This is a genomic window from Streptomyces sp. HUAS 15-9, assembly GCF_025642155.1.
In the GTDB taxonomy this organism is placed as follows: domain Bacteria; phylum Actinomycetota; class Actinomycetes; order Streptomycetales; family Streptomycetaceae; genus Streptomyces.
Window position 1 is genome coordinate 6,718,472 of the sequence record NZ_CP106798.1, and the last position, 27,000, is coordinate 6,745,471.

A 27,000-nucleotide genomic window follows, 5' to 3' on the forward strand; every position below is an offset into this window, starting at 1 on the left:
CCCCTCATCCCCATCCAGCCTCCCTCCCGCTCCTCTCCCACAGGTGGACGACCGCATGTCGAATGAGTCGAACGAACAGAAGCTCCTCGACTACCTCAAGAGGGCCACGACCGAACTGCGCGACACCCGCAGGCGGTTGCGCGAGGAGGAGGAGAAGCAGTACGAGCCGATCGCGATCGTCGGCATGGCCTGCCGCTACCCCGGCGGGGTGACCTCGCCGGAGGACCTGTGGAGCCTGCTGGCCGCCGGCGGCGACGCCATCACCCCCTTCCCGGCCGACCGCGGCTGGGACGCGGCGGGCCTGTACGACCCGGACCCGGACGCCCCCGGCAAGACCTACTCCGTCGAGGGCGGCTTCCTGGAAGGGGCCGCCGACTTCGACGCCGATTTCTTCGGCATCAGCCCGCGCGAGGCCCTTGCCACGGACCCGCAGCAGCGGGTGCTGCTGGAGACGTCGTGGGAGGCGTTCGAGCGGGCGGGCATCGACCCCACGTCCCTGCGCGGCAGTGCCACGGGCGTCTTCGCCGGCGCCATGTACCACGACTACGGCGCCCACCTCCAGAATGTTCCCCAGGACATCTCCGCCTTCCTCGGCAACGGCAGCGCGGCGAGCGTCGTCTCGGGCCGGGTGTCGTATGCGCTGGGTCTTGAGGGGCCTGCGGTGACGGTGGACACGGCGTGTTCGTCGTCGCTGGTGGCGGTGCACCTTGCTGCGCAGGCGCTGCGGAGCGGTGAGTGCTCGCTGGCGCTGGCGGGTGGGGTGACGGTGATGTCGACGCCGGACACGTTCGTGGACTTCAGCCGGCAGCGGGGGCTGGCCTCCGATGGGCGGTGCAAGCCGTTCGCCGAGGCGGCCGATGGCACCGGCTGGGGCGAGGGTGTTGGCGTCCTGGTCCTGGAGCGGCTGTCGGACGCGCGTCGCAACGGTCACCGGGTGCTGGCGGTGGTGCGGGGTTCGGCCGTCAACCAGGACGGCGCGAGCAGCCAGCTGACGGCACCCAACGGACCGTCCCAGCAGCGGGTCATCCGCCAGGCACTCGCCTCCGCCCGGCTCACCGCTCAGCAGATCGACGCGGTGGAGGCGCACGGTACGGGGACCCGGCTGGGGGATCCGATCGAGGCGCAGGCGTTGCTGGCGACGTACGGTCAGGACCGTGCCGCGGATGCACCGCTGTGGCTGGGGTCGATCAAGTCGAACCTGGGGCACACGCAGGCGGCCGCCGGTGTGGCCGGGATCATCAAGATGGTCCTGGCGATGCGTAACGAGCAACTGCCGCAGACCCTCCATGTCGACGCGCCTTCGTCGCATGTGGACTGGTCGGCCGGTGCGGTGGAACTGCTGACCGAGGCCAGGCCGTGGAAGCAGGCCGAAGAGCGGGTGCGGCGGGCTGGTGTCTCGTCGTTCGGTATCAGCGGCACCAACGCGCACGTGATCGTGGAGGAAGCCCCGGCCGAGGATCCCGCCGAGGCGGGCGAGCTGATGACGCTGCCCGTGGTGCCGTGGATCGTCTCCGGCAAGACCGCCGAGGCCGTGCGCGGGCAGGCGGCGCGGCTGCTCGGGTTCGCCGTGACCAGGCCGGAACTGGATCTGGCGGATGTCGGCTACTCGCTGGTGACACAGCGGTCTTCGTTCGCGTACCGGGCGGCTGTGGCGAGCGGCGACCGGGAGGAGCTGCTCGCCGGGCTGGAGGCCATCGCCGGTGGGGGTGCCCCCTTGGCGAGCGGTGGGCGGGAGCCGCTGGCGTTTCTGTTCACCGGGCAGGGGAGTCAGCGGGCCGGGATGGGCCGGGGGCTGTATGAGGCCTTCCCGGTGTTCGCGGCCGCGCTGGACGAGGTGTGTGCCGCTCTGGACGTGCACCTCGAACGGCCCCTGAAGGACGTGATGTTCGGCGGGGAGGGCCTGGACGAGACGGGGTACACGCAGCCCGCTCTCTTCGCCCTGGAAGTTGCCCTGTTCCGGCTGCTGGAGGCGTGGGGCGTACGGCCCGACGCACTGGCCGGTCACTCCATCGGTGAGCTGGCCGCCGCACATGTGGCCGGGTTGTGGTCGCTGGAGGACGCGGCGACGCTGGTGGCTGCTCGTGGCCGTCTGATGCAGCAGCTGCCGGCCGGGGGCGCGATGGCCGCCGTACAGGCCACTGAGGACGAGGTACGGGCCGTTCTCCCCGCAGGCACCGGTATCGCCGCCGTCAACGGGCCGGTGTCCATCGTCGTCTCCGGGCCGGAGGCGGGCGTGGACGAGGTCGTACGGCACTTCTCCGAGGCGGGCCGCAAGACCAAGCGGCTCACCGTCAGCCACGCCTTCCACTCCCCGCTCATGGAGCCGATGCTCGCCGAGTTCGAGCAGCTTGCCGCCCGACTCACCTACGCCGAGCCCGCGATACCGATCGTCTCCACACTGACCGGCGCGCAGGTGTCGTACGAGGAGCTGTCGCGGCCGTCGTACTGGGTCCGGCACGTCCGTGAGGCGGTCCGTTTCGCCGACGCCGTGGCGACCCTCGACGGGCGCGGGGTCCGTACGTTCCTCGAGCTGGGCCCGGACGCCGTCCTCACGGCGATGGCCGCGGACACCGGTACGGAAGCGACGCTTGTCGCGGGTCTGCGGCGTGACCGTTCCGAGGCACGGGCCCTGGTCGAGGCGCTCACCCGGCTTCCCGTTGTCGACTGGGCGGCCTACTTCGGCCCCGGCCGGCGCTCCGTCGATCTGCCCACCTACGCCTTCCAGAACCAGCCGTACTGGCTCGACGCCTACGCGGGTGCGGTGCGCGGTGACGTCGTCAGTGCCGGGCAGGTGGATGCCGAGCACCCGCTGCTGAGCGCGGCGGTGGAACTGCCGGACGGCGAGGGCGTGTTGTTCACCGGTCGGGTGTCGCTCGCCGCCCAGCCGTGGCTGGCCGAGCATGCCGTGCACGGCACGGTGATCGTGCCTGGCGCCGCGCTGGTCGAGATCGCCGTGCGGGCGGGAGACCAGGTCGGATGCGGGACCGTGGGTGACCTGACGCTGCATGCCCCGCTCGTTGTTCCGGAGAGTGGTGCGGTCGCGCTGCGGGTGCGTGTCGGTGAGGGGGACCGGCCCACTGTCACGGTCCACTCCCGCCCGGAGGGTGAGGAGACCTGGACCCTGCACGCGGAGGGCTCCCTGTCGGCCGATGCCGTCGAGCCGCTCGGCGACCTCGACGTCTGGCCTCCGGCCGGCGCCGAACCGGTCGACATCGCCAACCTGTACGGCGACCTGGCCGGCGTGGGTCTGGAGTACGGTCCGCTCTTCCAGGGGCTCACGGCCGCCTGGCGCTCCGCCGACGGCACGGTCCATGCCGAGGTCGCCCTGCCCGAGGGCACCGACACGGACGGTTTCGGAATCCACCCCGCCCTCCTCGACGCCGCCCTGCACGCCATCACCCTGGCGCAGGAGGCGGACTCCACGGCCCAACTGCCGTTCTCCTGGTCGGACGTCACGCTGTACGCCACCGGGGCCTCGGTGCTGCGGGTGCGTGTCGTGGACGAGGGCTCGGGTTACCGGCTCGACCTCGCGGATCCGACTGGTACTCCGGTGGCCACGGTCGGTGCGCTGGCCCTGCGTCCGTCGGCGGTGGAGACGGCCACCGTTCGTGATCTGTACCGGGTGGACTGGGTCCCGGTGAACGCGCAGGCTACCGAGCCCACAGCCTCGTACACCGTCCTGCATGCTGCCACGGCCGCCGAGTTGCTCCCGCGGCTCCAGGCCCACCTCGACGGCGAGAGGACTCTGCTAGTTCACACAGTCGGGGCTGCCAGCGCCCCGGAGCAGTCCGCGATCCGCGGCCTTACCCGCGCCGCCCAGGCAGAACACCCCGACCGCATCGTCCTGATCGACACCCGGGACGTGCCCGAGCACATCCCGGCCGGTGAGCCCGAACTCGCCCATCAGGAGGGCCGGTTCCACGCACCACGACTGATTCGCGAGACCGCGTCGGCGGACGGCGGCGCTTCGTGGTCCACGTCGGGCACGGTACTGGTGACCGGTGGCACCGGAGGCCTGGGCGCGCTGACCGCTCGCCACTTGGTGGCCGCCCACGGTGTTCGCAACGTCCTGCTCACGAGCCGACGCGGTATCGAGGCTCCCGGTGCCGTCGAACTCGTAGCTGAGCTGCGCGAGTCGGGCGCCGAGCACGTGACCGTGGAGGCGTGTGACGTCTCCGACCGGGAGGCGGTGGCCCGTCTGCTGGCAGCCCACCCGGACATCACGGCGGTCGTGCACACCGCGGGCGTACTCGACGACTCGACGATCGAGTCACTGACACCGGAGCGCCTGGAGTCGGTGTGGGGACCCAAGGCACTCGCGGCGCGGTACCTGCATGAACTGACGGCCGACCGGGATCTGGACGCGTTCGTCCTCTACTCCTCCAGCGCGGCCACCTTCGACGGCACCGGACAGGCCAACTACGCGGCCGCCAACGCCTACTTGGACGGCCTTGCCGCGCGTCGCCGGGCCCAGGGGCTGCCGGGCGTCTCGCTGGCCTGGGGCCTGTGGGCTCCGGAGGTCGGTGGCATGGGCGCCGACCTCACCGCGGCCGACCTGGACCGGATGGCACGCGTCGGAGTCCTGCCCATCGACGAGGAACGGGGCCTCGCCCTGCTGGACGCGGTGCTCTCCGGCGCGTACGGCGAGCAAGCGCATCTGCTTCCCGTCGTCATGGACGCCCGAGCCCTGGAACAGCGGGCCAGGCGCGGTGAACTGCCCCATGCCCTGCACGGACTGGTCCGGCCCTCGGCCGCCGCACGCAGGGCCCTCGCGACCGGCTCGAAGACCACGGCCGGAGACCTGGCCGGCCGACTCGAACGGCTGCCGGCCGCCGAACGCACCCGCGTCCTGCTCGATCTCGTACGCCGCCACGTCGCCTCCGTCCTCGGATTCGGCAGCGCGTCCGACGTCGCGCCCGAAAAGCCCTTCAAGGAGTTCGGCTTCGACTCCCTCACGGCAGTGGAGTTCCGCAACCGGCTGGCCGCGGAGGCGGGTCTCCGGCTTCCGGCGACACTCGTCTTCGACCATCCGACGCCGACCGCGGTCGCCGGCTTCCTCGAAGCCGAACTCGTGGGCGTCGATGAGGCGTCAAAGGCCATGCCGGTGACGACAGAGGCGGCGACGGACGATCCGGTCGTGATCGTCGGCATGGCGTGCCGTTACCCCGGCGGGGTGGCCTCACCGGAGGACCTGTGGGGTCTGCTCGCCGCGGGCGGTGACGCGGTGAGCGAGTTCCCGTCCGACCGTGGTCCGCTGTGGCAGGAGTCGTACGACCCCGACCCGGAGGCCATCGGCAAGACCTACACCCGGCACGGAGGATTCCTTTCCCAGGCTGCCGAGTTCGACCCGGGGTTCTTCGGGATCAGCCCGCGTGAGGCGCTGGCGATGGACCCGCAGCACCGGCTGCTGCTGGAGACGTCCTGGGAGGCGTTCGAGCGGGCGGGCATCGACCCCGTCACCGTGCGCGGCAGCGCCACCGGAGTCTTCACGGGCGTCATGTACCACGACTACGCCACGGTGCTCGAACGCTCCGCCCACCACGACACCGAGGGCTTCATGGGCGTCGGAGGCAGCATCGCCTCGGGCCGGGTGTCGTATGCGCTGGGGCTTGAGGGTCCCGCGGTGACGGTGGACACGGCGTGTTCGTCGTCGTTGGTGGCGGTGCATCTGGCCGCGCAGGCGCTGCGGGGTGGTGAGTGCTCGCTGGCCCTTGCCGGTGGTGTGACGGTGATGTCGACGCCGGACACGTTCGTGGACTTCAGCCGGCAGCGGGGTCTTGCGGCGGACGGCCGGTGCAAGCCGTTCGCCGAGGCCGCCGACGGCACCGGCTGGGGTGAGGGCGTGGGCGTCCTGGTGCTGGAGCGGTTCTCGGACGCGCGTCGCAACGGTCATCGAGTGCTGGCGGTGGTGCGGGGTTCGGCCGTCAACCAGGACGGCGCGAGCAATGGCCTCACCGCTCCCAACGGTCCCGCTCAGCAGCGGGTCATCAAGCAGGCGCTGGCGGCAGCGGGCCTGACCCCGCAGCAGGTCGACGCGGTGGAGGCGCATGGGACGGGGACCCGGCTGGGGGATCCGATCGAGGCGCAGGCGTTGCTGGCGACGTACGGTCAGGACCGTGCCGCGGATGCGCCGCTGTGGCTGGGGTCGATCAAGTCGAACCTGGGTCATACGCAGGCGGCCGCCGGTGTGGCCGGGATCATCAAGATGGTTCTGGCGATGCGTCATGAGCGGTTGCCGCGGACGCTGCATGTGGATGCGCCTTCGTCGCATGTGGACTGGTCGGCGGGTGCGGTGGAGCTGCTGACCGAGGCCAGGCCGTGGGCCGCTGGGGAGCGGACCCGGCGCGCCGGTGTCTCTTCCTTCGGCATCAGCGGCACCAACGCCCACGTGATCGTGGAGGAGGCTCCGACCGAGGAGCCGGTGCCGATGGCGGAGGCCGCCTGGTTGCCGGTGGTGCCGTGGATCGTCTCCGGCAGGACTGCCGAAGCCGCACGTGAGCAGTCTGCACGCCTCCTCGAACTCATCGGTGACGGGGATGGGTTGGACCCCGCGGATGTGGGCTTCTCACTGGCCACCCAGCGGTCGGCGTTCGCGCATCGGGCCGCCGCGGTCGCAGGAGACCCGGATGGTCTGCGCGCCGGGCTGGAGGCCATCGCCGATGGGTCCGTGACGCCGTCGGTGGTCGGGGGTTCGGTGGCGTTCCTGTTCACCGGGCAGGGGAGTCAGCGGGCCGGGATGGGCCGGGGGCTGTATGAGGCCTTCCCTGTGTTCGCGGCCGCCCTGGACGAGGTGTGTGCGGCTCTGGATGTTCACCTCGAACGGCCTCTGAAGGACGTCATGTTCGGTGGTGAGGGCCTGGACGAGACGGGTTGCACGCAGCCTGCCTTGTTCGCTCTGGAGGTGGCGCTGTTCCGGCTGCTTGAGGCGTGGGGTGTACGGCCCGACGCGCTGGCCGGGCATTCGATCGGTGAGCTGGCCGCCGCACATGTGGCCGGGCTGTGGTCGCTGGAGGACGCGGCGACGCTGGTGGCTGCTCGTGGCCGTCTGATGCAGCAGCTGCCGGCCGGGGGTGCGATGGCCGCCGTACAGGCCACCGAGGACGAGGTACGGGCCGTGCTGCCGGAAGGCACCGGTATCGCCGCCGTCAACGGGCCGGTGTCGATCGTCGTCTCCGGGCCGGAGGCGGGCGTGGAGGAGGTCGTACGGCATTTCTCGGAGGCGGGTCGCAAGACCAAGCGGCTCACCGTCAGCCACGCCTTCCACTCCCCGCTCATGGAGCCCATGCTCGCCGAGTTCGAGGACATCGCCGCCCAACTCACGTACGCCGAGCCTGTGATACCGATCGTGTCCACCCTGACGGGCACGCAGGTGTCGTACGAGGACCTCGCCGAGCCCGCCTACTGGGTCCGGCACGTCCGCGAGGCCGTCCGTTTCGCCGACGCCGTCGCCACCCTTGGCGAGAAGGGCATCGGTACGTTCCTGGAGCTCGGCCCCGACGCCGTCCTCACGGCGATGGCCGCGGACACCGGTACGGAAGCGACGCTTGTCGCGGGTCTGCGGCGTGACCGTTCCGAGGCGCAAGCTCTGGTCGAGGCGCTCACCCGGCTGCCGGTTGTCGACTGGGCTGCCTACTTCGGCCGGGGCTGGAAGGCCGTCGACCTGCCCACCTACGCCTTCCAGCACCAGCCGTACTGGCCCGAGCACTCAACGCTCGATGCCGGTGACGTCCACGCGGTGGGCATCGCCTCCGCCGACCACCCGCTGCTCGGTGCTGCGGTGGAACTGCCCGATGGCGACGGCGTGTTGTTGACCGGTCGGCTGTCTTTGGCCACGCACCCGTGGCTGGCCGAGCACGCGGTGAACGGCACGGTGATCGTTCCCGGTGCGGCCCTGGTCGAGATCGCCGTACGCGCCGGAGACCAGGTCGGACGCGGCACCGTCCGCGACCTGACCCTGCACGCCCCGCTCATCGTCCCGGAGACCGGCGCGGTCGCCCTGCGCGTGCGCGTCGGCGAGGACGACGAACCTGCCGTGACCGTCCACTCTCGTCCCGAAGGTGAGGACGGTCCCTGGACCCTGCACGCCGAGGGCTCCCTGACGGGCGATGCCGTCGAGCCGGTAGCCGATCTCACTGCCTGGCCCCCGGCCGGCGCCGAGTCGGTCGACATCACGAACCTCTACGGCGATCTGGCCGCCCTGGGGTTGGAGTACGGCCCGCTGTTCCGGGGGGTCTCGGCTGCTTGGCGGTCCGCCGATGACACCGTGTACGCCGAGGTCGCGCCGCCGGAGGGCACCGACACCCAGGGCTACGGCATCCACCCGGCCCTCCTCGACGCATCCCTGCACTCGCTCGGCCTGCTGGACACGGGGGACGAGGCCCGGGCAGAGCTTCCGTTCTCCTGGTCGGACGTGACCCTGCACGCATCCGGGGCCTCGGCTCTGCGAGTGCGCATCACCAAGGAAGGCGCCGGCCAGAGGCTGGAGCTGGCCGATCCGACCGGTACTCCGGTGGCCACGGTCGGAGCGCTGACCCTGCGTCCGCCGGCGGTGGAGACGGCCACCGTCCGTGATCTGTACCGGGTGGACTGGGTGCCGGTTACCGCGCAGGCGACCGAGCCCACCGCCTCGTACACGGTCCTCCGTGCCGCCACGGCCGGCGAACTGCTCCCGCGGCTCCAGGCGCACCTCGACGGCGAGCAGAGCCTTCTCGTCCACACCACCGGCGCCGCCACCGACCCCGAGCAGTCCGCGATCCGCGGCCTGACCCGGGCCGCCCAGGCCGAACACCCCGACCGCATCGTCCTCATCGACACCCAGGACATCCCCGAACACATCCCGATGGGAGAGCCGGAACTCGCCCACCACGACGGCGAGTTCCATGCTCCCCGACTGGCCCGGGAGACGGCCGCGGCCGCCACCGGCACCTGGCCCACCACCGGCACCACCCTCATCACCGGCGGAACCGGCGGCCTCGGCGCCCTCACCGCACGCCACCTGATCTCCACCCACGGCGTACGCAGCATCCTGCTCACCAGCCGACGCGGCACCCAAGCCCCCGGCGCCACCGAACTCGCTCTTGAGCTCACGGACTTGGGCGCCGAGGTCGAGATCGTCGCCTGTGACGTGACCGACCGTGCCGCGCTCGCCGAACTCCTCTCCGCGCACCCCGACATCACCGCCGTCGTCCACACCGCCGGCGTGCTCGACGACTCGACGGTGGAGCACCTCACCGGTGAGCGCCTGGCCGGTGTCCGGGCTCCGAAGGCCGACGCGGCCCGTCATCTGCACGAGCTGACGGCCGACCTCGAGCTCGAAGCGTTCGTCCTGTTCTCCTCGGCGGCAGGGTGCTTCGACGGCATCGGACAGGCCAACTACGCGGCCGCCAACGCCTACTTGGACGCCCTCGCCGCGCAACGCCGGGTCCAGGGGCTGCCGGGCATCTCGATCGCCTGGGGCCTGTGGGCACCGGAGGCCGGCGGCATGGGCGCCGAACTCACCACGACCGACCTGGACCGCATGGCACGCGCGGGCGTCGAGGCGATCGGAGCGGAGGAGGGCACGGTGCTCTTCGAAGCGGCGCTCGCGGCGTCGGTCAGCCGGGCACACGTCGTGCCCATCAAACTCAACCTAGGCGCATGGGACACGGACGCGCCGGCGCTTCTGCGTGATCTCGTACGGCCCCGGGCACGCCGTGCCGTACGGGCCTCGCTCGGCTCGGACACGGGCCGCCCGGCCGGGAACTCCCTCCAGGACCGGCTGGCCGCCCTGCCCGACACCGCGGCGCGCCGTGATCTGCTGCTCGATCTGACCCGCAAGCGGGTGGCGGCCGTGCTCGGCTTCGCCGGAGCGCAGGCTGTTTCGGCCGATGCGGCCTTCATGGAGCTGGGCTTCGACTCGCTCACCGGAGTGGAGTTCCGCAACGCGCTCGGCGCCGACACCGGCCTCAGGCTGCCCGCCACGCTCGTCTTCGACCACCCGAGCCCCACGGCGGTTGCCGACTACCTGCTGACCGAACTGGTTGGGCACGAGCTGGACTTGGCCACCGGTCAGAGAGCGGCCGTCGCCGTGGCCGCCGCCGTGGACGAGCCGATCGCGATCGTCGGTATGGCCTGCCGCTACCCCGGTGGCCTCAACTCGCCGGAGGAGCTGTGGCAACTGCTCGTCTCCGGCCGTGACGCCATCACCTCGCTGCCCACGGACCGTGGATGGGATGTCGCGGGTCTCTACGACCCCGACCCGGAGGCCATCGGCAAGACGTACTCGCGGCACGGCGGATTCCTCGGCCAGGCAGCCGAGTTCGATCCCGCCTTCTTCGGGATCAGCCCGCGTGAGGCGCTGGCGACGGACCCGCAGCACCGGCTGCTGCTGGAGACGTCGTGGGAGGCGTTCGAGCGGGCGGGCATCGACCCGGCCACCGTGCGCGGCAGCGCCACCGGTGTCTTCGCCGGCGTCATGTACAACGACTACGGCATCCGGCTGAACGGCTATCCGTCCGACCTGGAGGGCTACCTCGGCACCGGCAGTTCCGGAAGCGTGGCATCGGGGCGTGTCGCCTACGTCCTCGGACTCGAGGGCCCTGCCGTCACCGTGGACACGGCCTGCTCCTCCTCCTTGGTCACCGTCCACATGGCCGCGCAGGCGCTGCGGAGCGGTGAGTGCACGATGGCCCTGGCCGGTGGCGTCACCGTGATGGCGACGCCCGAGACGTTCGTCGGCTTCAGCAGGCAGCGCGGGTTGGCGCCCGACGGCCGATGCAAGCCGTTCGCCGAGGCGGCCGACGGCACCGGCTGGGGCGAGGGCGTCGGCATGCTCGTACTCGAAAAGCTCTCCGACGCCCGCCGCCACGGACACAACGTCCTCGCGGTGGTACGGGGTTCGGCGATCAACCAGGACGGCGCGAGCAACGGCCTCACCGCCCCCAACGGCCCCTCCCAGCAGCGCGTCATTCGCCAGGCACTCGCTTCGGCGCGGCTGACCCCGCAGCAGGTCGACGCGGTGGAGGCGCACGGTACGGGCACCCGGCTGGGCGATCCGATCGAGGCACAGGCGCTGCTGGCCACCTACGGCCAGGACCGTGCCTCGGATGCGCCGCTGTGGCTGGGGTCGATCAAGTCCAACCTGGGACACACCCAGGCCGCCGCCGGTGTGGCCGGGATCATCAAGATGGTCCTGGCGATGCGCAATGAGCAACTGCCGCGGACGCTGCATGTGGATGAGCCGTCCTCGCACGTGGACTGGTCGGCCGGTGCGGTCGAGCTGCTGACCGAGGCCAAGCCCTGGAAGGCGGGGGAGCGAACCCGGCGCGCCGGTGTCTCCTCCTTCGGCATCAGCGGCACCAACGCTCACGTGATCATCGAAGAGGCGCCCGCCGAGACCTCCGCCGAACCGGACGCCTCGGCCCGCAGGGTGCCGGTACTGCCGTGGATCGTCTCGGGCAGGACCGCCGAGGCCGTACGTGCCCAGGCGGCCCGGCTCCTGGACTTCGCCACGGCCCACCCGGAGTTGGACTCCACGAACATCGCCCATTCCCTGACGGCCCGACGCGCCTCCTTCTCCTGCCGCGCGGGTGTGGTGGCGCGGGACCGGGGCGGGTTGCTGGCTGGGCTGGAGGCCATTGCCGGCGGGGGCGTCACGCCCACGGTCGCCGGGGGTTCGGTGGCGTTCCTGTTCACCGGGCAGGGGAGTCAGCGGGCCGGGATGGGGCGTGAGCTGTATGAGGCCTTCCCGGTGTTCGCGGCCGCGCTGGACGAGGTGTGTGCCGCTCTGGACGTGCACCTCGAACGGCCCCTGAAGGACGTGATGTTCGGTGGGGAGGGCCTGGACGAGACGGGGTACACGCAGCCTGCCTTGTTCGCTCTGGAGGTGGCGCTGTTCCGGCTGCTGGGGGCGTGGGGTGTGCGGCCGGATGTGCTGGCCGGTCACTCCATCGGCGAGTTGGCCGCCGCTCATGTGGCCGGGTTGTGGTCGCTGGAGGATGCGGCGACGCTGGTGGCCGCGCGCGGCCGTCTGATGCAGCAGCTGCCGGCCGGGGGCGCGATGGCCGCCGTACAGGCCACCGAGGACGAGGTGCGGGCCGTGTTGCTGGAAGGCACCGGTATCGCCGCCGTCAACGGCCCGACCGCCGTGGTCGTCTCCGGGCCGGAGGCGGGCGTGGACGAGGTCGTACGGCACTTCTCCGAGGCGGGCCGTAAGACGAAGAGGCTGAGCGTCAGCCACGCCTTCCACTCCCCGCTCATGGAGCCCATGCTCGCCGAGTTCGAGCGCATCGCCGCCCAACTCACCTACAGCAAGACCAAGTTCCCGATCGTGTCGACCCTGACGGGCGCGCAGGTGTCGTACGAAGACCTCTCCACCCCCGCCTACTGGGTCCGCCACGTCCGTGAGGCGGTCCGTTTCGCCGATGCCGTCACTGCTCTCGACGAGCAGGGCATCGGTACGTTCCTGGAGCTCGGCCCCGACGCCGTGCTGACCGCGATGGTCGCCGACCCGCGCGCCGTACCCACCCTGCGCCGCGACCGCACCGAACCCCAGGCCCTGGTCGAAGCCCTCACCCGACTGCCCGAAGTCGACTGGACCGCCTTCTTCGCGGGAACCGGTGCCCTCCCCGTCGAACTGCCCACCTACGCCTTCCAGCACGGCACCTACTGGCTCGCGGACACGGGCGCCGGAACGGCGACGGGCTTCGGGCAGTCGGACGCCGAGCACCCGCTGCTGAGCGCGGCCGTGGAACTGCCGGACGACAACGGCGTGTTGTTCACCGGCCGACTGTCCCAGTCCACGCACCCGTGGCTGGCCGAGCACGCCGTGAACGGCACGGTGATCGTGCCCGGCGCGGCCCTCGTCGAGATCGCCGTACGCGCCGGAGACCAGGTCGGACGCGGCACCGTCCGCGACCTGACCCTGCACGCCCCGCTCGTCCTGCCGGCCGACCGCGCGATCGTTCTCCATGTTCGTGTCGGTGAGGGCGACGAGCCCGCCGTGACCGTCCACTCCCGCCCCGAAGGTGAGGACGGTCCCTGGACCCTGCACGCCGAGGGCGCCCTCTCCGCCGACGCCGTGGCACCCGCCACCGACCTCACCGTCTGGCCCCCGGCCGGGGCCGAACCGGTCGACACCGCCACCCTCTACGACGACCTGGCCGCCATGGGACTGGAGTACGGCCCGCTGTTCCAGGGGGTCTCGGCCGCTTGGCGCACCGCTGATGACACCGTGTACGCCGAGGTCGCGCTGCCCGAGGGCACCGAGTCCCAGGGCTACGGCATCCACCCGGCCCTCCTCGACGCGTCCCTGCACTCCATCAGCCTGTTGGACAGCGGCGACGACACCGCCCAGCTGCCCTTCTCCTGGACCGACTTCGCTCTGCACGCCACCGGAGCCTCGGCGCTGCGGCTCTGTATCGAGCGCACCGGGTCGGGCTTCCGTATCGACGCCGCCGATCCGACCGGTACTCCGGTGGCCACGGTCGGAGCGCTGACCCTGCGTCCGCCGGCGGTGGAGACGGCCACCGTCCGTGATCTGTACCGGGTGGACTGGGTGCCGGTTACCGCGCAGGCGACCGAGCCCACCGCCTCGTACACGGTCCTCCGTGCCGCCACGGCCGGCGAACTGCTCCCGCGGCTCCAGGCGCACCTCGACGGCGAGCAGAGCCTTCTCGTCCACACCACCGGTGCCGCCACCGACCCGGAGCAGTCCGCGATCCGCGGCCTGACCCGGGCCGCCCAGGCCGAACACCCCGACCGCATCGTCCTCATCGACACCCAGGACATCCCCGAACACATCCCGGCCGGAGAGCCCGAACTCGCCCACCACGACGGCGAGTTCCATGCTCCCCGACTCGCCCGGGAGACGGCCGCGGCCGCCACCGGCACCTGGCCCACCACCGGCACCACCCTCATCACCGGCGGAACCGGCGGCCTCGGCGCCCTCACCGCACGCCACCTGATCTCCACCCACGGCGTACGCAGCATCCTGCTCACCAGCCGACGCGGCACCCAAGCCCCCGGCGCCACCGAACTCGCCCTTGAGCTCACGGACTTGGGCGCCGAGGTCGAGATCGTCGCCTGTGACGTGACCGACCGTGCCGCGCTCGCCGAACTCCTCTCCGCGCACCCCGACATCACCGCCGTCGTCCACACCGCCGGAGTGGTGCAGGACGGGACGATCGGTTCGCTCACGCCGGAGGCGCTCGACGCGCTACGGGGGCCCAAGATCGATGCCGCCCGGCATCTGCACGAACTGACGGCCGGGCACGACATCGGGGCCTTCGTCCTCTACTCCTCCGCCGCCGGTGTGCTGGGCGGTGCGGGGCAGGGTGCCTACGCCGCCGCCAACGCCGCCCTGGACGCCCTGGCCGCCGAGCGGCGTGCGCAGGGGCTGCCGGGCATCTCGATCGCCTGGGGCCTGTGGGCGCCGGAGGCCGGAGGCATGGGAGCCGGGATCGGCGAGGCGGACATCGAGCGCATGGCGCGCTCCGGCGTACGGCCGCTGACGGTGGCCGAGGGGCTCGCACTGCTGGACGCGGCGATCGGGGCGGGCCGCGTCCTGCTGGTTCCCGCCGGGCTGGAAGTTTCCGCCCTCGCCCGTATCTCCGGAGGTCAAGTACCCGCGCTGTTTGCGCAGTTGGCGCGGTCGATGGCCGTGCGCCGGTCCGCCGCCGGTGCCGTTGCCAAGGGCGGGCAGGAGCTGGCGCAGCGGCTGGCGGGGCTCGCGGCTCCCGAGCGGCAGCGCCTCGCCCTCGAGGTGGTCAACCGGCATGTCGCCGGCGTCCTCGGTGGGGGCGGCGGCAGCGGGGCCCTGGAGATCACCCCGGACAAGCCCTTCAAGGAACTCGGATTCGACTCGCTCACGGCGGTCGAGCTGCGCAACGGCCTGGGCGCCGAAGCGGGGGTCCGCCTCCCGGCGACGCTCGTCTTCGACTACCCGACCCCGGCCGAACTCGCCGGATTCCTGCTCCGGCAACTGGTTCCCGAAGATGCCGCCGAGGCCGGTGACGGGACCGACGGGACGTACGAGGAGAGCGTGCGGGCGACCCTGCGGACGATTCCGCTGGCCCGGCTCAGGGATGCCGGCCTCCTGGACGCCCTGCTCGAACTCGCGGGCCACCGGCCCACGGCCATGGGCACACACCTGGCGGCGGACGACCCGGCGGGCGAAGGCGCCGGAAACGTGGACGACATCGACGACATGGATGCCGAGAGCCTCATCTCGATGGCGCTCGAAGGATCGGACTTCTGATGACGCGGCTGACGACGCGCGACGCGGATTGGGTGAGGTAAGAGGTGTCTGGACAGAACGTGTCTGCACAGAACGAGAAGATCGTCGAGGCTCTCCGGGCGTCTCTGAAGGAGACCGAGCGGCTGCGCGAGCAGAACCGCAGGCTGACCGCCTCGGCCCATGAGCCCATCGCGATCGTCGGCATGGCCTGCCGCTACCCCGGTGGCGTCAACTCGCCCGATGAACTCTGGCAGTTGCTGGCCTCGGGCGGCGACGCCATCAGCCGGTTCCCAGAGGACCGCGGCTGGGACACGGAAGGCCTCTACGACCCCGATCCCGACGCGGTCGGCCGGACCTACTCGGTCGAGGGCGGATTCCTTTCCCAGGCGGCCGAGTTCGATCCCGCCTTCTTCGGGATCAGCCCCCGTGAGGCGCTGGCGATGGACCCGCAGCACCGGCTGCTGCTGGAGACGTCGTGGGAGGCGTTCGAGGGGGCCGGTATCGACCCGGCCACCGTGCGCGGCAGCGCCACCGGTGTCTTCGCCGGGGTCATGTACCACGACTACAGCGAGGTCCTTGCGCGCGCCACCGACGACCTGGAGGGCTTCCTCGGCGTCGGCGGCAGCATCGCCTCCGGCCGGGTGTCCTATGCGTTCGGGCTCGAAGGCCCTGCCGTCACCGTGGACACGGCCTGCTCCTCCTCCCTCGTCGCGGTGCACCTGGCCGCGCAGGCGCTGCGCGGCGGTGAGTGCACGCTGGCGCTCGCCGGTGGTGTCACCGTGATGGCGACGCCCGACACGTTCGTGGACTTCAGCAGGCAGCGGGGTCTTGCGCCCGACGGCCGGTGCAAGCCGTTCGCCGAGGCGGCCGACGGCACCGGCTGGGGCGAGGGCGTCGGCATGCTCGTACTCGAAAAGCTCTCCGACGCCCGCCGCCACGGACACCGTGTGCTCGCCGTCGTCCGCGGCTCGGCCATCAACCAGGACGGCGCCAGCAACGGCCTCACCGCCCCCAACGGCCCCTCCCAGCAGCGCGTCATCCGCCAGGCTCTCGCCGCCGCCCGCCTCTCGCCCGACCAGGTCGACGTGGTCGAGGCACACGGCACGGGCACCCGGCTCGGCGACCCCATCGAGGCGCAGGCGTTGCTGGCCACCTACGGGCAGGACCGCGCCTCGGATGCGCCCCTGTGGCTGGGCTCGATCAAGTCCAACCTCGGCCACACGCAGGCCGCCGCGGGCGTCGCCGGGATCATCAAGATGATCCTCGCCCTGCGCAACGAGCAGTTGCCGAAGACCCTGCACGTCGACGTCCCCTCCTCCCACGTGGACTGGACCGAGGGAGCCGTCGAACTGCTGACCGAGGCCCGGCCGTGGTCGGCTGGGGAGCGCACCCGGCGCGCCGGTGTCTCCTCCTTCGGCATCAGCGGCACCAACGCCCACGTCATCATCGAGGAAGCGCCCGCAGAGAGCCTCGCCGACACGACGGCACCCACCGGCGAGCTGCCGGTCGTGCCCTGGATCGTCTCCGGCAGGACCGCCGACGCCGTCCGTGCCCAGGCGGCCCGCCTCCTCGACTTCGCCACCGCACACCCGGAACTGGACCCCGCCGACATCGGCCGGGCCCTCGCCACCGGCCGCTCGGCACTCCCGTACCGTGCGAGCGCCGTCGCCGCCGACCGCGAGGGCCTGCTTACCGGCCTCGAAGCCATCACCCACCAGGACACGCCGTCGGCGAAGGCCGGACCGGCCGCCTTCCTCTTCACGGGGCAGGGGAGCCAGCGGGCCGGGATGGGCCGGGAGCTGTACGAGGCCTTCCCCGTGTTTGCCGCCGCGCTGGACGAGGTGTGCGCGGCCCTGGACCCGCACCTCGAACGTCCCCTGAAGGACGTCATGTTCGACGGGGAGGGACTGGACGAGACGGGCTGTACCCAGCCTGCCCTCTTCGCCTTCGAAGTCGCTCTGTTCCGGCTGCTGGAGGCCTGGGGTGTACGCCCCGAGGTGCTGGCCGGGCACTCGATCGGTGAGCTGGCCGCCGCACATGTCGCCGGGCTGTGGTCTCTCGAGGATGCCGCGCTGATCGTGTCGGCGCGCGGTCGGCTGATGCAGCAACTGCCCGCCGGCGGCGCCATGGCCGCCATCCAGGGCACCGAGGGCGAGGTCCTGCCGGTCCTTCCGGAGGGCACCGGTATCGCTGCCGTCAACGGGCCGACCTCCGTGGTCGTCTCCGGACCGGCGGACGGCGTCGAGCAGGTCGTGGCGCACTTCTCCGAAGCGGGCCGCAAGACCAAGAAGCTCACCGTCAGCCACGCCTTCCACTCCCCGCTGATGGAACCGATGCTCGCCGAGTTCGAGCAGATCGCCGCCCAACTCACCTACGCCGAACCCGCGATACCGATCGTCTCCACCCTCACGGGCGAGCAGGTGCCGTACGACGACCTCTCGAACCCCTCCTACTGGGTCCGCCACGTCCGCGAAGCCGTCCGCTTCGCCGACGCCGTCGCCACGCTCGACGCCCAGGGCATCGGCGCCTTCCTGGAGCTGGGCCCCGACGCGGTACTGACCGCCATGGTCGCCGACCCTCGCGCCATCCCCACCCTGCGCCGCGACCGCACCGAACCCCAGGCCCTCGTCGAGGCCCTCACCCGGCTGCACTGTGCCGGGGGCGAGGTGAGCTGGCAGGCCTTCTACGCCGACACCGCCGGGCGCCCGGTCGACCTGCCGACCTACGCCTTCCAGCACGAGGCCTACTGGCCGAACACCGCTCCGTACGCGGCATCCGACGCCGCCGGACTCGGACTGACCGCCGCGGGCCACCGCATCCTCGCCGGCGCGATGGAACTGCCGGACGCCGAGGGCGTGTTGTTCACGGGTCGGCTGTCGCCCGCCACCCACCCGTGGCTGGCCGAGCACGCGGTGAACGGCACGATCGTCGTGCCCGGTGCCGCGCTGGTCGAGATCGCCGTACGCGCCGGAGACCAGGTCGGTGCGGGGACCGTCCGTGACCTGACCCTGCACGCCCCGCTCGTGCTGGACGAGCGCGGCGGTGTCGCCCTGCGCGTCCGTGTCGGCGAGGGCGAGGAGCCCGCCGTCACCGTCCACTCCCGCCCGGAGGGCGAGGAGTCCTGGACCCTGCACGCCGAAGGCGTCCTGTCGGCGGACACCGTCGAGCCCGCCGCCGACCTCACCGTCTGGCCCCCGGCCGGCGCCGGACCGGTCGACACCGGCGCCCTCTACGACGATCTGGCCGCCATCGGTCTGCAGTACGGTCCGCTGTTCCAGGGCCTCAAGGCCGCCTGGCGCGCCGCCGACGGCGACACCGTCTACGCCGAGGTCGCCCTGCCCGAGGACACCGACACCCAGGGTTACGGCATCCACCCGGCCCTCCTCGACGCCTCCCTGCACGCCATCGGCCTGCTGGAAGGCGACGCCGAGGGCGCCCAACTGCCCTTCTCCTGGACGGACCTCGCGCTGCATGCGGCCGGTGCCTCGGCGCTGCGGGTGCGGGTCACCACTGAAGGAACGGGCTACCGGCTCGACCTCGCCGACCCGTCCGGCGCTCCCGTCGCCACCGTCGGCGCGCTGGCCCTGCGCGCGCTGCCCGCCCCGGCGGCAGGCGGTCGCGGGCACGCCTTCCTCTACCGTCTCGACTGGCAGAAGGTCGCCCATGCCGCCGCGGGCGAGCGGTCGGCCCCCGTTCCGTGCCGTGTCATCGGGCCCGACCCGCTCGGGCTCGTCGACCTGGTCGTGGAGGCCGGCGGGCGACACGTGGACGAGGCCGCCGAGACCGACGAGGCCCAGCTGGTCTTCGCCACGTTCGTCACCGCCGGGCTGGAGCCGCGCGACGCGGTGCACCGCGCTCTGGAGGTCGTACAGGAGTGGCTGGAGGGCGCGCGGCCCGAGGGGGCCCGGCTGGTGCTGGTCACCTCGGGGGCGGTGGCCGCCGCGGCCGGCGACCGGGTGCCCGACCCCGCGGCCGCCGCCGTGGTCGGTCTGGCCCGGTCCGCCCAGTCCGAGCACCCGGGGCGCATCGTCCTGGTCGACCTGGACACCTCCGCCGAGTCGGCCGACGTCCTGCTGCCCGCCCTGACCGGCACCGACGAGCCCCAGTTCGCGCTGCGCGCCGGGCAGTTGCTCGCCCCGCGGCTCGTCCGGAGTGTGGGCGCCGAGCTGAGCATCCCGGAGGGCGACGCGCCCTGGCGGCTCGACTTCACCGCCACCGGCACGCTGGACAGCCTCTATGTCGCCGACTTCCCCGAGGCCGCCGCACCGCTCGCCGAGGGACAGATCCGGGTCGCGATCCGCGCCGCCGGTGTGAACTTCCGTGACGTCATGAACGTCCTCGGGATGTACCCGGGAGACGCCGGGCGGCTCGGTCTGGAAGCGGCCGGTGTCGTGGTGGAGGTCGGGCCCGGAGTGGACCGGTTCGCCGTGGGTGACCGGGTGATGGGGCTGTTCTCCGGGGCGTTCGGACCGCTCGCCGTCGTCGACCACCGGCTTGTCTCCCCGATGCCGTCCACCTGGACGTTCGCCGAGGCCGCCGCCGCGCCCGTCGTCTATCTGACCGCCTACTACGCCCTCGTCGACCTGGCGCGCCTCGGCGCCGGGGAGTCCGTGCTCATCCACGCCGCCGCCGGTGGTGTCGGCACGGCTGCCGTGCAGCTCGCCCGGCACCTGGGCGCGGAGGTGTACGGCACGGCCAGCCCCGCCAAGTGGGCCGCCGTGCGCGCCCTGGGCGTCGACGAGGACCGCATCGCCAACTCCCGCACCCTGGAGTTCGAGCAGCACTTCCTGGAGGCCACCGGCGGGCGCGGCATGGACGTCGTACTCGACTCGCTGGCACGGGAGTTCGTGGACGCGTCGCTGCGGCTGCTGCCGCGCGGCGGGCGGTTCGTCGAGATGGGCAAGACCGACATCCGGGACGCCGACTCCGTCGCCGTCGAGCATCCGGGCGTGGTGTACCAGGCCTTCGATGTCATGGACGCGGGCCCGGACCGCATCCAGGAGATGTACGGCGCGCTGCTCGCGCTGTTCGAGAGTGGGGCGCTGCGTCCGCTGCCCGTCACCGCCTGGGACGTGCGTGAGGCCCCGGAGGCGCTGCGTGTCATGGGGCAGGCCCGGCACACCGGCAAGCTGGTGCTGACCGTGCCCGCGCCGCTGGACCCCGAGGGCACCGTCCTGGTCACCGGCGCGACCGGCGCGCTCGGCGGACTGCTCGCCCGGCATCTGGTCACCGAGTACGGCGTACGGCGGCTGCTGTTGGCCGGCAGGCGCGGCGCGCAGGCGCCGGGTGCCGAGGAACTCGTCTCTTCCATACGGGGGTTGGGTGCCGTCGTCGACCTGGTGGCCTGTGACGCCGCCGACCGGGACGCGGTCGCCGCGACCCTCGACGGCGTACCGGCCGAGCATCCGCTGACCGCCGTCGTGCATGTCGCGGGCGTCCTCGACGACGGTGTGCTCGGCTCGCTCACCCCCGAGCGGCTCGACAAGGTGCTCGCCCCGAAGGCGGACGCCGCCCGGCATCTGCACGAGCTGACCCGGCTCGCCGACCTCTCCGCGTTCGTGCTGTTCTCCTCCGCCGCCGGCACCTTCGGCAATGCGGGGCAGGCCAACTATGCGGCCGCCAATGCCTACTTGGACTCCCTCGCCGCCCATCGCCGGGCCGACGGCCTGCCCGGCCTCTCGCTCGGCTGGGGACTGTGGGCCGCCGAGGGCGGTGGCATGGCCGAGTCGCTCGACGCGGCCGAGCGTGCCCGTATGGCCCGCTCCGGCTCCGCCGCCTTCACCGGCGAAGAGGGCCTCGCCCTGTACGACACCGCGCTCGCCCTGCCGCACCCCGCGCTCGTGCCCATCCACCTCGACCTGCCCGCTTCCGCCGCGCCCGAGGAGGTGCCCGCGCTGCTGCGGGCCCTGGTGCGCACCCCGGCGCGGCGCACGGCCCGAGGCGCCGAGAAGGCAGCCGGCGGTGGGGAGTTGGCCACACGGCTCGCCGGGCTCGGCGCCGACGAGCAGCTCGCGCTGCTGCTCGACGTCGTACGCACCCACGCCGCCGCCGTGCTCGGCCACAGCGCGCCCGAGGCGGTCGACGTCACCCAGGCCTTCAAGGACCTGGGCTTCGACTCGCTCACCGGCGTCGAGTTCCGCAACCGGCTCGCCGCGGCCTGCGGTCTGCGGCTGCCCGCCACGCTGGTCTTCGACTACCCGGCACCGGAGGCGCTCGCCGGACATCTGCGCGAGGAACTCGTCGGTTCACTGCCCGCCGAGACGGCCGGAGCCGGTCCGGCGATCGGCACCGACGAGCCCATCGCCGTCGTCTCCATGGCCTGCCGCTTCCCCGGCGGTGTGCGCTCGCCCGAGGACCTGTGGCGGCTGCTCGCCACCCGCGGCGACGCCATGGACGCCATGCCCGACGACCGTGGCTGGGACATCGACGCCGTCGTCGACCCGACCGGCGAACGCCCCGGCACCAGCTACACCGACCAGGGCGGCTTCCTGCCCGACGCGCCCCTGTTCGACGCGGGCTTCTTCGGCATCAGCCCCCGCGAGGCCCTGGCCATGGACCCGCAGCAGCGGCTCCTGCTGGAGACCTCCTGGGAGGCCCTGGAGCGCGCCGGATTCGACCCGCACACCCTGCGCGGCAGCAGCACCGGCGTCTTCGCCGGGCTCATCTACCACGACTACGGCAACAGCTCCGGATTCACCCATCTCCCCGACGGCGTCGAGGGATTCCTCGGCACCGGCACCTCGGGAGGTGTGGCCTCCGGCCGTATCTCCTACGTCCTCGGGCTCGAAGGCCCGGCCGTCACCGTGGACACCGCCTGCTCCTCGTCACTGGTCGCCCTGCACATGGCCGTCCAGGCGCTGCAGCGCGGCGAGTGCGACATGGCGCTCGCCGGCGGGGTCACCGTGATGGCCACGCCCGACACCTTCGTCGACTTCAGCCGGCAGCGCGGGCTCGCCGCCGACGGCCGCTGCAAGGCCTTCGCCGAGTCCGCCGACGGCACCGGCTGGGCCGAGGGTGTCGGCATGGTCCTCGTCGAGCGGCTCTCCGACGCCCAGCGCAAGGGCCACGACATCCTCGCCGTCGTCCGCGCCAGCGCCCTCAACCAGGACGGCGCCAGCAACGGCCTCACCGCCCCCAACGGCCCCTCCCAGCAGCGCGTCATCCGGCAGGCCCTGGCCACCGCGGGCCTCGCGCCCGCCGACGTCGACGCCGTCGAGGCGCACGGCACCGGCACCCGGCTCGGCGACCCCATCGAGGCACAGGCCCTGCTCGCCACCTACGGGCAGGACCGCCCCGCCGACGCCCCGCTGTGGCTCGGCTCGGTCAAGTCCAACCTCGGACACACCCAGGCCGCCGCCGGTATCGCCGGTGTCATCAAGATGGTCGAGGCCCTCGGCCACGAGGAACTGCCCGCCACCCTGCACGCCGAAGAGCCCAGCTCGCACATCGACTGGGAGGCCGGTGCCGTACGCCTGCTCACCGAGGCCCGGCCCTGGCCGCGCCGGGAAGCGGCACCGCGCCGGGCCGGTGTCTCCGCGTTCGGTTTCAGCGGCACCAACGCCCACGTGATCCTGGAGGAGGCGCCCGCACCCGCGGCGGTACCCGAGCAGCCGGAACAGGCCGACGGGCCCGTGCCGTGGCTGCTCACCGCGCGCACCCCGCAGGCCCTGCGCGAGCAGGCCCGCCGACTGGGCGAGCGGCTCGCCGGGCGGGAACTGGCCTCCGCCGACCTGGCCCGCATCGGCCACTCCCTCGCCACCACCCGCACCCCCTTCGAGTACCGCGCCGTCCTGGTCGGCGACGACGGCACGCAGCTGCTCCAGGGCCTGTCCGACCTCGCCGAGGGCACACCGGCCGCCGGGGTCGAGGAGGGGCTTGCCGGACCCGTCGGCAGGACGGTGTTCGTCTTCCCCGGTCAGGGCTCCCAATGGGCTGGCATGGCAAGGGAGTTGATGGACACCTCGGAGGTGTTCCGGACGCGCCTGGAGGAGTGTGCGGCGGCGGTGGACGCCTTCACCGACTGGTCGCTGCTCGACGTGCTGCGCGGAGCCGAGGGTGCCGCCTCACTGGAGCGCGTCGATGTCGTACAGCCCGCCCTGTGGGCCGTGATGGTGTCGCTGGCCGCGCTGTGGGAGTCCCTCGGTGTCGTACCGTCGGCCGTCGTCGGGCACTCGCAGGGAGAGATCGCCGCGGCCTGCGTCGCCGGAGCGCTCAGTGTCGAGGACGCCGCACGCGTCGTCGCCCTGCGCAGCCGCGCCCTGGTCAAGCTCGCCGGAACCGGCGGCATGGTGTCCGTGCCGCTGCCCGCCTCCCGCGTCGAGGAACTCATCGAGCGGTGGCCGGGCCAGATCTCCGTGGCCGCCGTCAACGGGCCCGCGTCCACCGTCGTCTCCGGCGACCCGGACGCCCTCGACGCACTGCTGGAGCGCTGCGAGAGCGACGGCGTACGGGCTCGCCGCATCCCCGTCGACTACGCCTCCCACTCCGCCCACGTCGAGTCCCTGCGCGAGGAACTGGAGGAGATCCTCGCCCCCGTACGCCCCCGCGCCGGACGCGTCCCGCTGCACTCCACGCTGGAGGACCGGCTCATCGACGGGCATGAGATGGACGCCGGGTACTGGCACCGCAACCTGCGCCACACCGTCCGCTTCGAGCCCGCCGTACGCTCCCTCGCCGACAGCGGACACACCGTGTTCGTCGAGTGCAGTCCGCACCCCGTCCTGACCGTCGGGCTCACTGACACCCTCGCCGACGCGGGCGCCGACACCGCCGTGGTCACCGGCACCCTGCGCCGCGACGACGGCGGCGCCGCCCGGGTCCTCGCCTCCCTCGGCCGGCTCGTCGCGCACGGCGTACGGCCCGACTGGGACGCCGTGTTCGCGGGCCGAGCCACCGGGCGGGTGCCGCTGCCGACCTACCCGTTCCAGGGCGAGCGGTACTGGCTGGAGCCCGCCGTCGCCGCCACCGACCCCGGTGCCGTCGGCCAGAGCGATGCCGGGCATCCGCTGCTCGGCGCGGCCGTCACGCTGCCCGGCGACGGCGGCCTCGTCCTCACCGGGCGGCTCTCGCTCACCGCGCAGCCCTGGCTCGCCGACCACGCCGTCGGCTCCACCGTCGTCGTACCCGGCACCGCGCTCCTGGAGCTGGCGGTGCGCGCCGGCGACGAGGCCGATTACCCGCACCTGGCCGACCTCACCCTCGAAGCGCCGCTCGTCCTGCCCGAGCGCACCGAGATCCAGCTCCGGGTCGTGGTCTCCGCGTCGGGCGAGGGCGACGGCCGTACCGTCACCGTGCACTCGCGGCCCGCCGACGCGCTGCCCGACGACCCGTGGACCCGGCACGCCACCGGCCTGCTCACCCGGCGGCCCGCGCAGGCCGGGGAGCATCTCGCGCCGTGGCCGCCGGAGGGCGCCGAGAGCGTCGACACCTCACGCCTGTACGCCGACCTCGGCGCCCTCGGCCTCGACTACGGGCCCGCCTTCCGCGGCCTGCGCTCCGCCTGGCGCACCGACGACGCCCTGTACGCCGAGGTCGCCCTGCCCCTCGAAACCGCTGCTCAGGCACCGGAGTTCGGCCTGCACCCGGCCCTGCTCGACTCCGCACTGCACGCCATCGCGCTCGGCGGGTTCCTGGACGCGGGCGACGGCGGGCCCTGGCTGCCGTTCAACTGGTCCGGCGTGACCCTGCACAGCGCCGGAGCCTCCGCGCTTCGCGTACGGATCGCCGCGGCGGGGGAGGGCGCGGTGTCCGTCACCGCCACCGACACCGCGGGCGCCCCCGTCGCCACCGTCGAGACGCTCCGGCTCCGGCAGCTGCCCGCCGACGCGCTGGCCCGCCTCTCCCAGGCGAGCGGCAGCCCGTTCCGCGACACCCTCTTCCGCGTCGAGTGGACGGCCCTGCCCGCCCCCGAAGCCAACGAAGTCCCCGACGACTGGGCGGTGTTCGGCGACGACCCGCTCTTCCCCGGTCTGCCGGAGATCTTCAGCACCGAGGAACTCGACGGCGGCATCGGCACCGTCCTGGCGCCCGTGCACTGGCAGAGCACCGTCGACGACGCCGTGATGCAGACCCTCGGCGACCTCCAGGTGTGGCTGTCCGACCCGCGCACCGACACCGCGTGCCTGGTCGTCGTCACCCGCGGCGCCGTGTCCACGGCACCCGGCGAGGACATCGCCGACCTCGCGCAGGCCGCCGTCCACGGACTGGTGCGCACCGCGCAGACCGAGAGCCCCGACCGGATCGTCCTCGCCGACATCGGCACCGAGATCCCCTCCCGTGCCCTGCTCGCGGCGGCCCTCGCCACCGGAGAACCCGAGTTCGCGCTCCGCGACGGCGAGATCCGCGTACCGCGCCTGACCCGCACCGAACCGGCCGACCAGGGCGCACCGCACACCTGGGCACCCGACGGCACCGTCCTGATCACCGGCGGCACCGGCGGCCTCGGCGCCCTCGTCGCCCGCCACCTGGTCACCGAACACGGCGTACGGAGCCTGGTCCTCACGAGCAGGCGCGGACCCGACGCCCCCTACGTCACCGAACTCGCCCACGAACTCGCAGAGTTGGGCGCCACCGTCGTTGCCGAGGCCTGCGACATCACCGACCGCGACGCCCTCGCCGCCCTCCTCGACCGGCACGCCCCGCGCGCCGTCATCCACGCCGCCGGAGTCCTCGACGATGCCACCCTCGGCCGCCTCACCCCGGAGAAGCTCGAAGCCGTCCTCGCCCCCAAGGCGCTCGCGGCACAGCACCTGCACGAGCTCACCGCCGGCCACGACCTGGACGCCTTCGTCCTGTTCTCCTCGTCGGCGGGCGTCCTCGGCAACGCCGGACAGGCCAACTACGCCGCCGCCAACGCTTACTTGGACGGCCTCGCCGCCCACCGGCGCGCGAGCGGCCTGCCCGCCACCGTCCTGTCCTGGGGCCTGTGGGCCGAGCCCAGCGGCATGACCGGCCACCTCGACACCGCCGACCTCGGCCGTCTCGCCCGCTCCGGCATCCGTCCGCTCGACCCCGAGCAGGGCCTCGCACTCCTGGACGCGGCGCTCGGCGCGTACGGACACGAGCACCCGCACCTGGTGCCGATCGGCCTCAACACGGCCGCACTGCGCGGCGCGACCGACGGCGCGCCCGTGCCGCACCTGTACCGCGGACTCGTCCGCACCCAGGCCAGGCCCACCGCGCACGCCATCACCACCGCCGCGACGGCCGGAGCGGAGAGCGCGGGCGGACCGGGCGAGGCACTGCGCGCCCGCCTCGCCGGCCTGCCCGCCGACGGCTGGGAGACGGCGCTGCTCGACCTCGTCCAGTCGTACGCCGCCGCGGTCCTCGGCTTCGCCGGGCCCTCGGCGGTCGGCGCCACCCGCTCCTTCAAGGAACTCGGCTTCGACTCGCTGACCGCCGTCGAGTTCCGCAACCGGCTCACCGCCGCCACCGGCATCCGGCTCTCCGCCACCACCGTGTTCGACCACCCGACACCGCTCGCCCTGGCCCGCCTGCTCCACGCCGAACTGGCACCCGAGCAGGCAGACCCGGCCGAGGGCGTCCTCGCCGAACTCGACCGCCTGGAGAGCCATCTGCCGGACGCGTCGCTCGACGACGAGGCGCACGCGGCGGTCACCGCCCGGCTGGAGGACCTGCTCGCCCGCTTCAAGAGCATGCGGACCGCGCACACCGACGGCACGGACGACGTCGGCGCACGACTGCAGGACGCCTCGTCCGACGAGGTGCTGGCCTTCATCACGGACGAACTCGGCATCTGACATCCGGCGGACTTTCGAAGGGGCGTC

Annotated in this window: 2 protein-coding genes; both read left to right on the forward strand. The window is 72.8% G+C overall.

Translation table 11 applies throughout. The annotated features are described in order from the left end of the window. Positions 1-55 precede the first annotated feature (55 nt). On the forward strand, positions 56-15,235 hold the full coding sequence (locus N8I87_RS30930; RefSeq protein ID WP_263213651.1) for a type I polyketide synthase: 15,180 nt from the start codon (positions 56-58) through the stop codon (positions 15,233-15,235). Positions 15,236-15,294: 59 nt separating this feature from the next. Next, a complete protein-coding gene (locus N8I87_RS30940) occupies positions 15,295-26,973 on the forward strand; it encodes an SDR family NAD(P)-dependent oxidoreductase (RefSeq protein WP_317633506.1) in 11,679 nt (3,892 codons plus the stop codon). Positions 26,974-27,000: the final 27 nt, after the last annotated feature.

Coding starts and splice junctions, on each gene's coding strand:
- N8I87_RS30930 (WP_263213651.1), top strand. CDS start 56: ATGTCGAATGAGTCGAACGAACAGAAGCTCCTCGACTACCTCAAGAGG.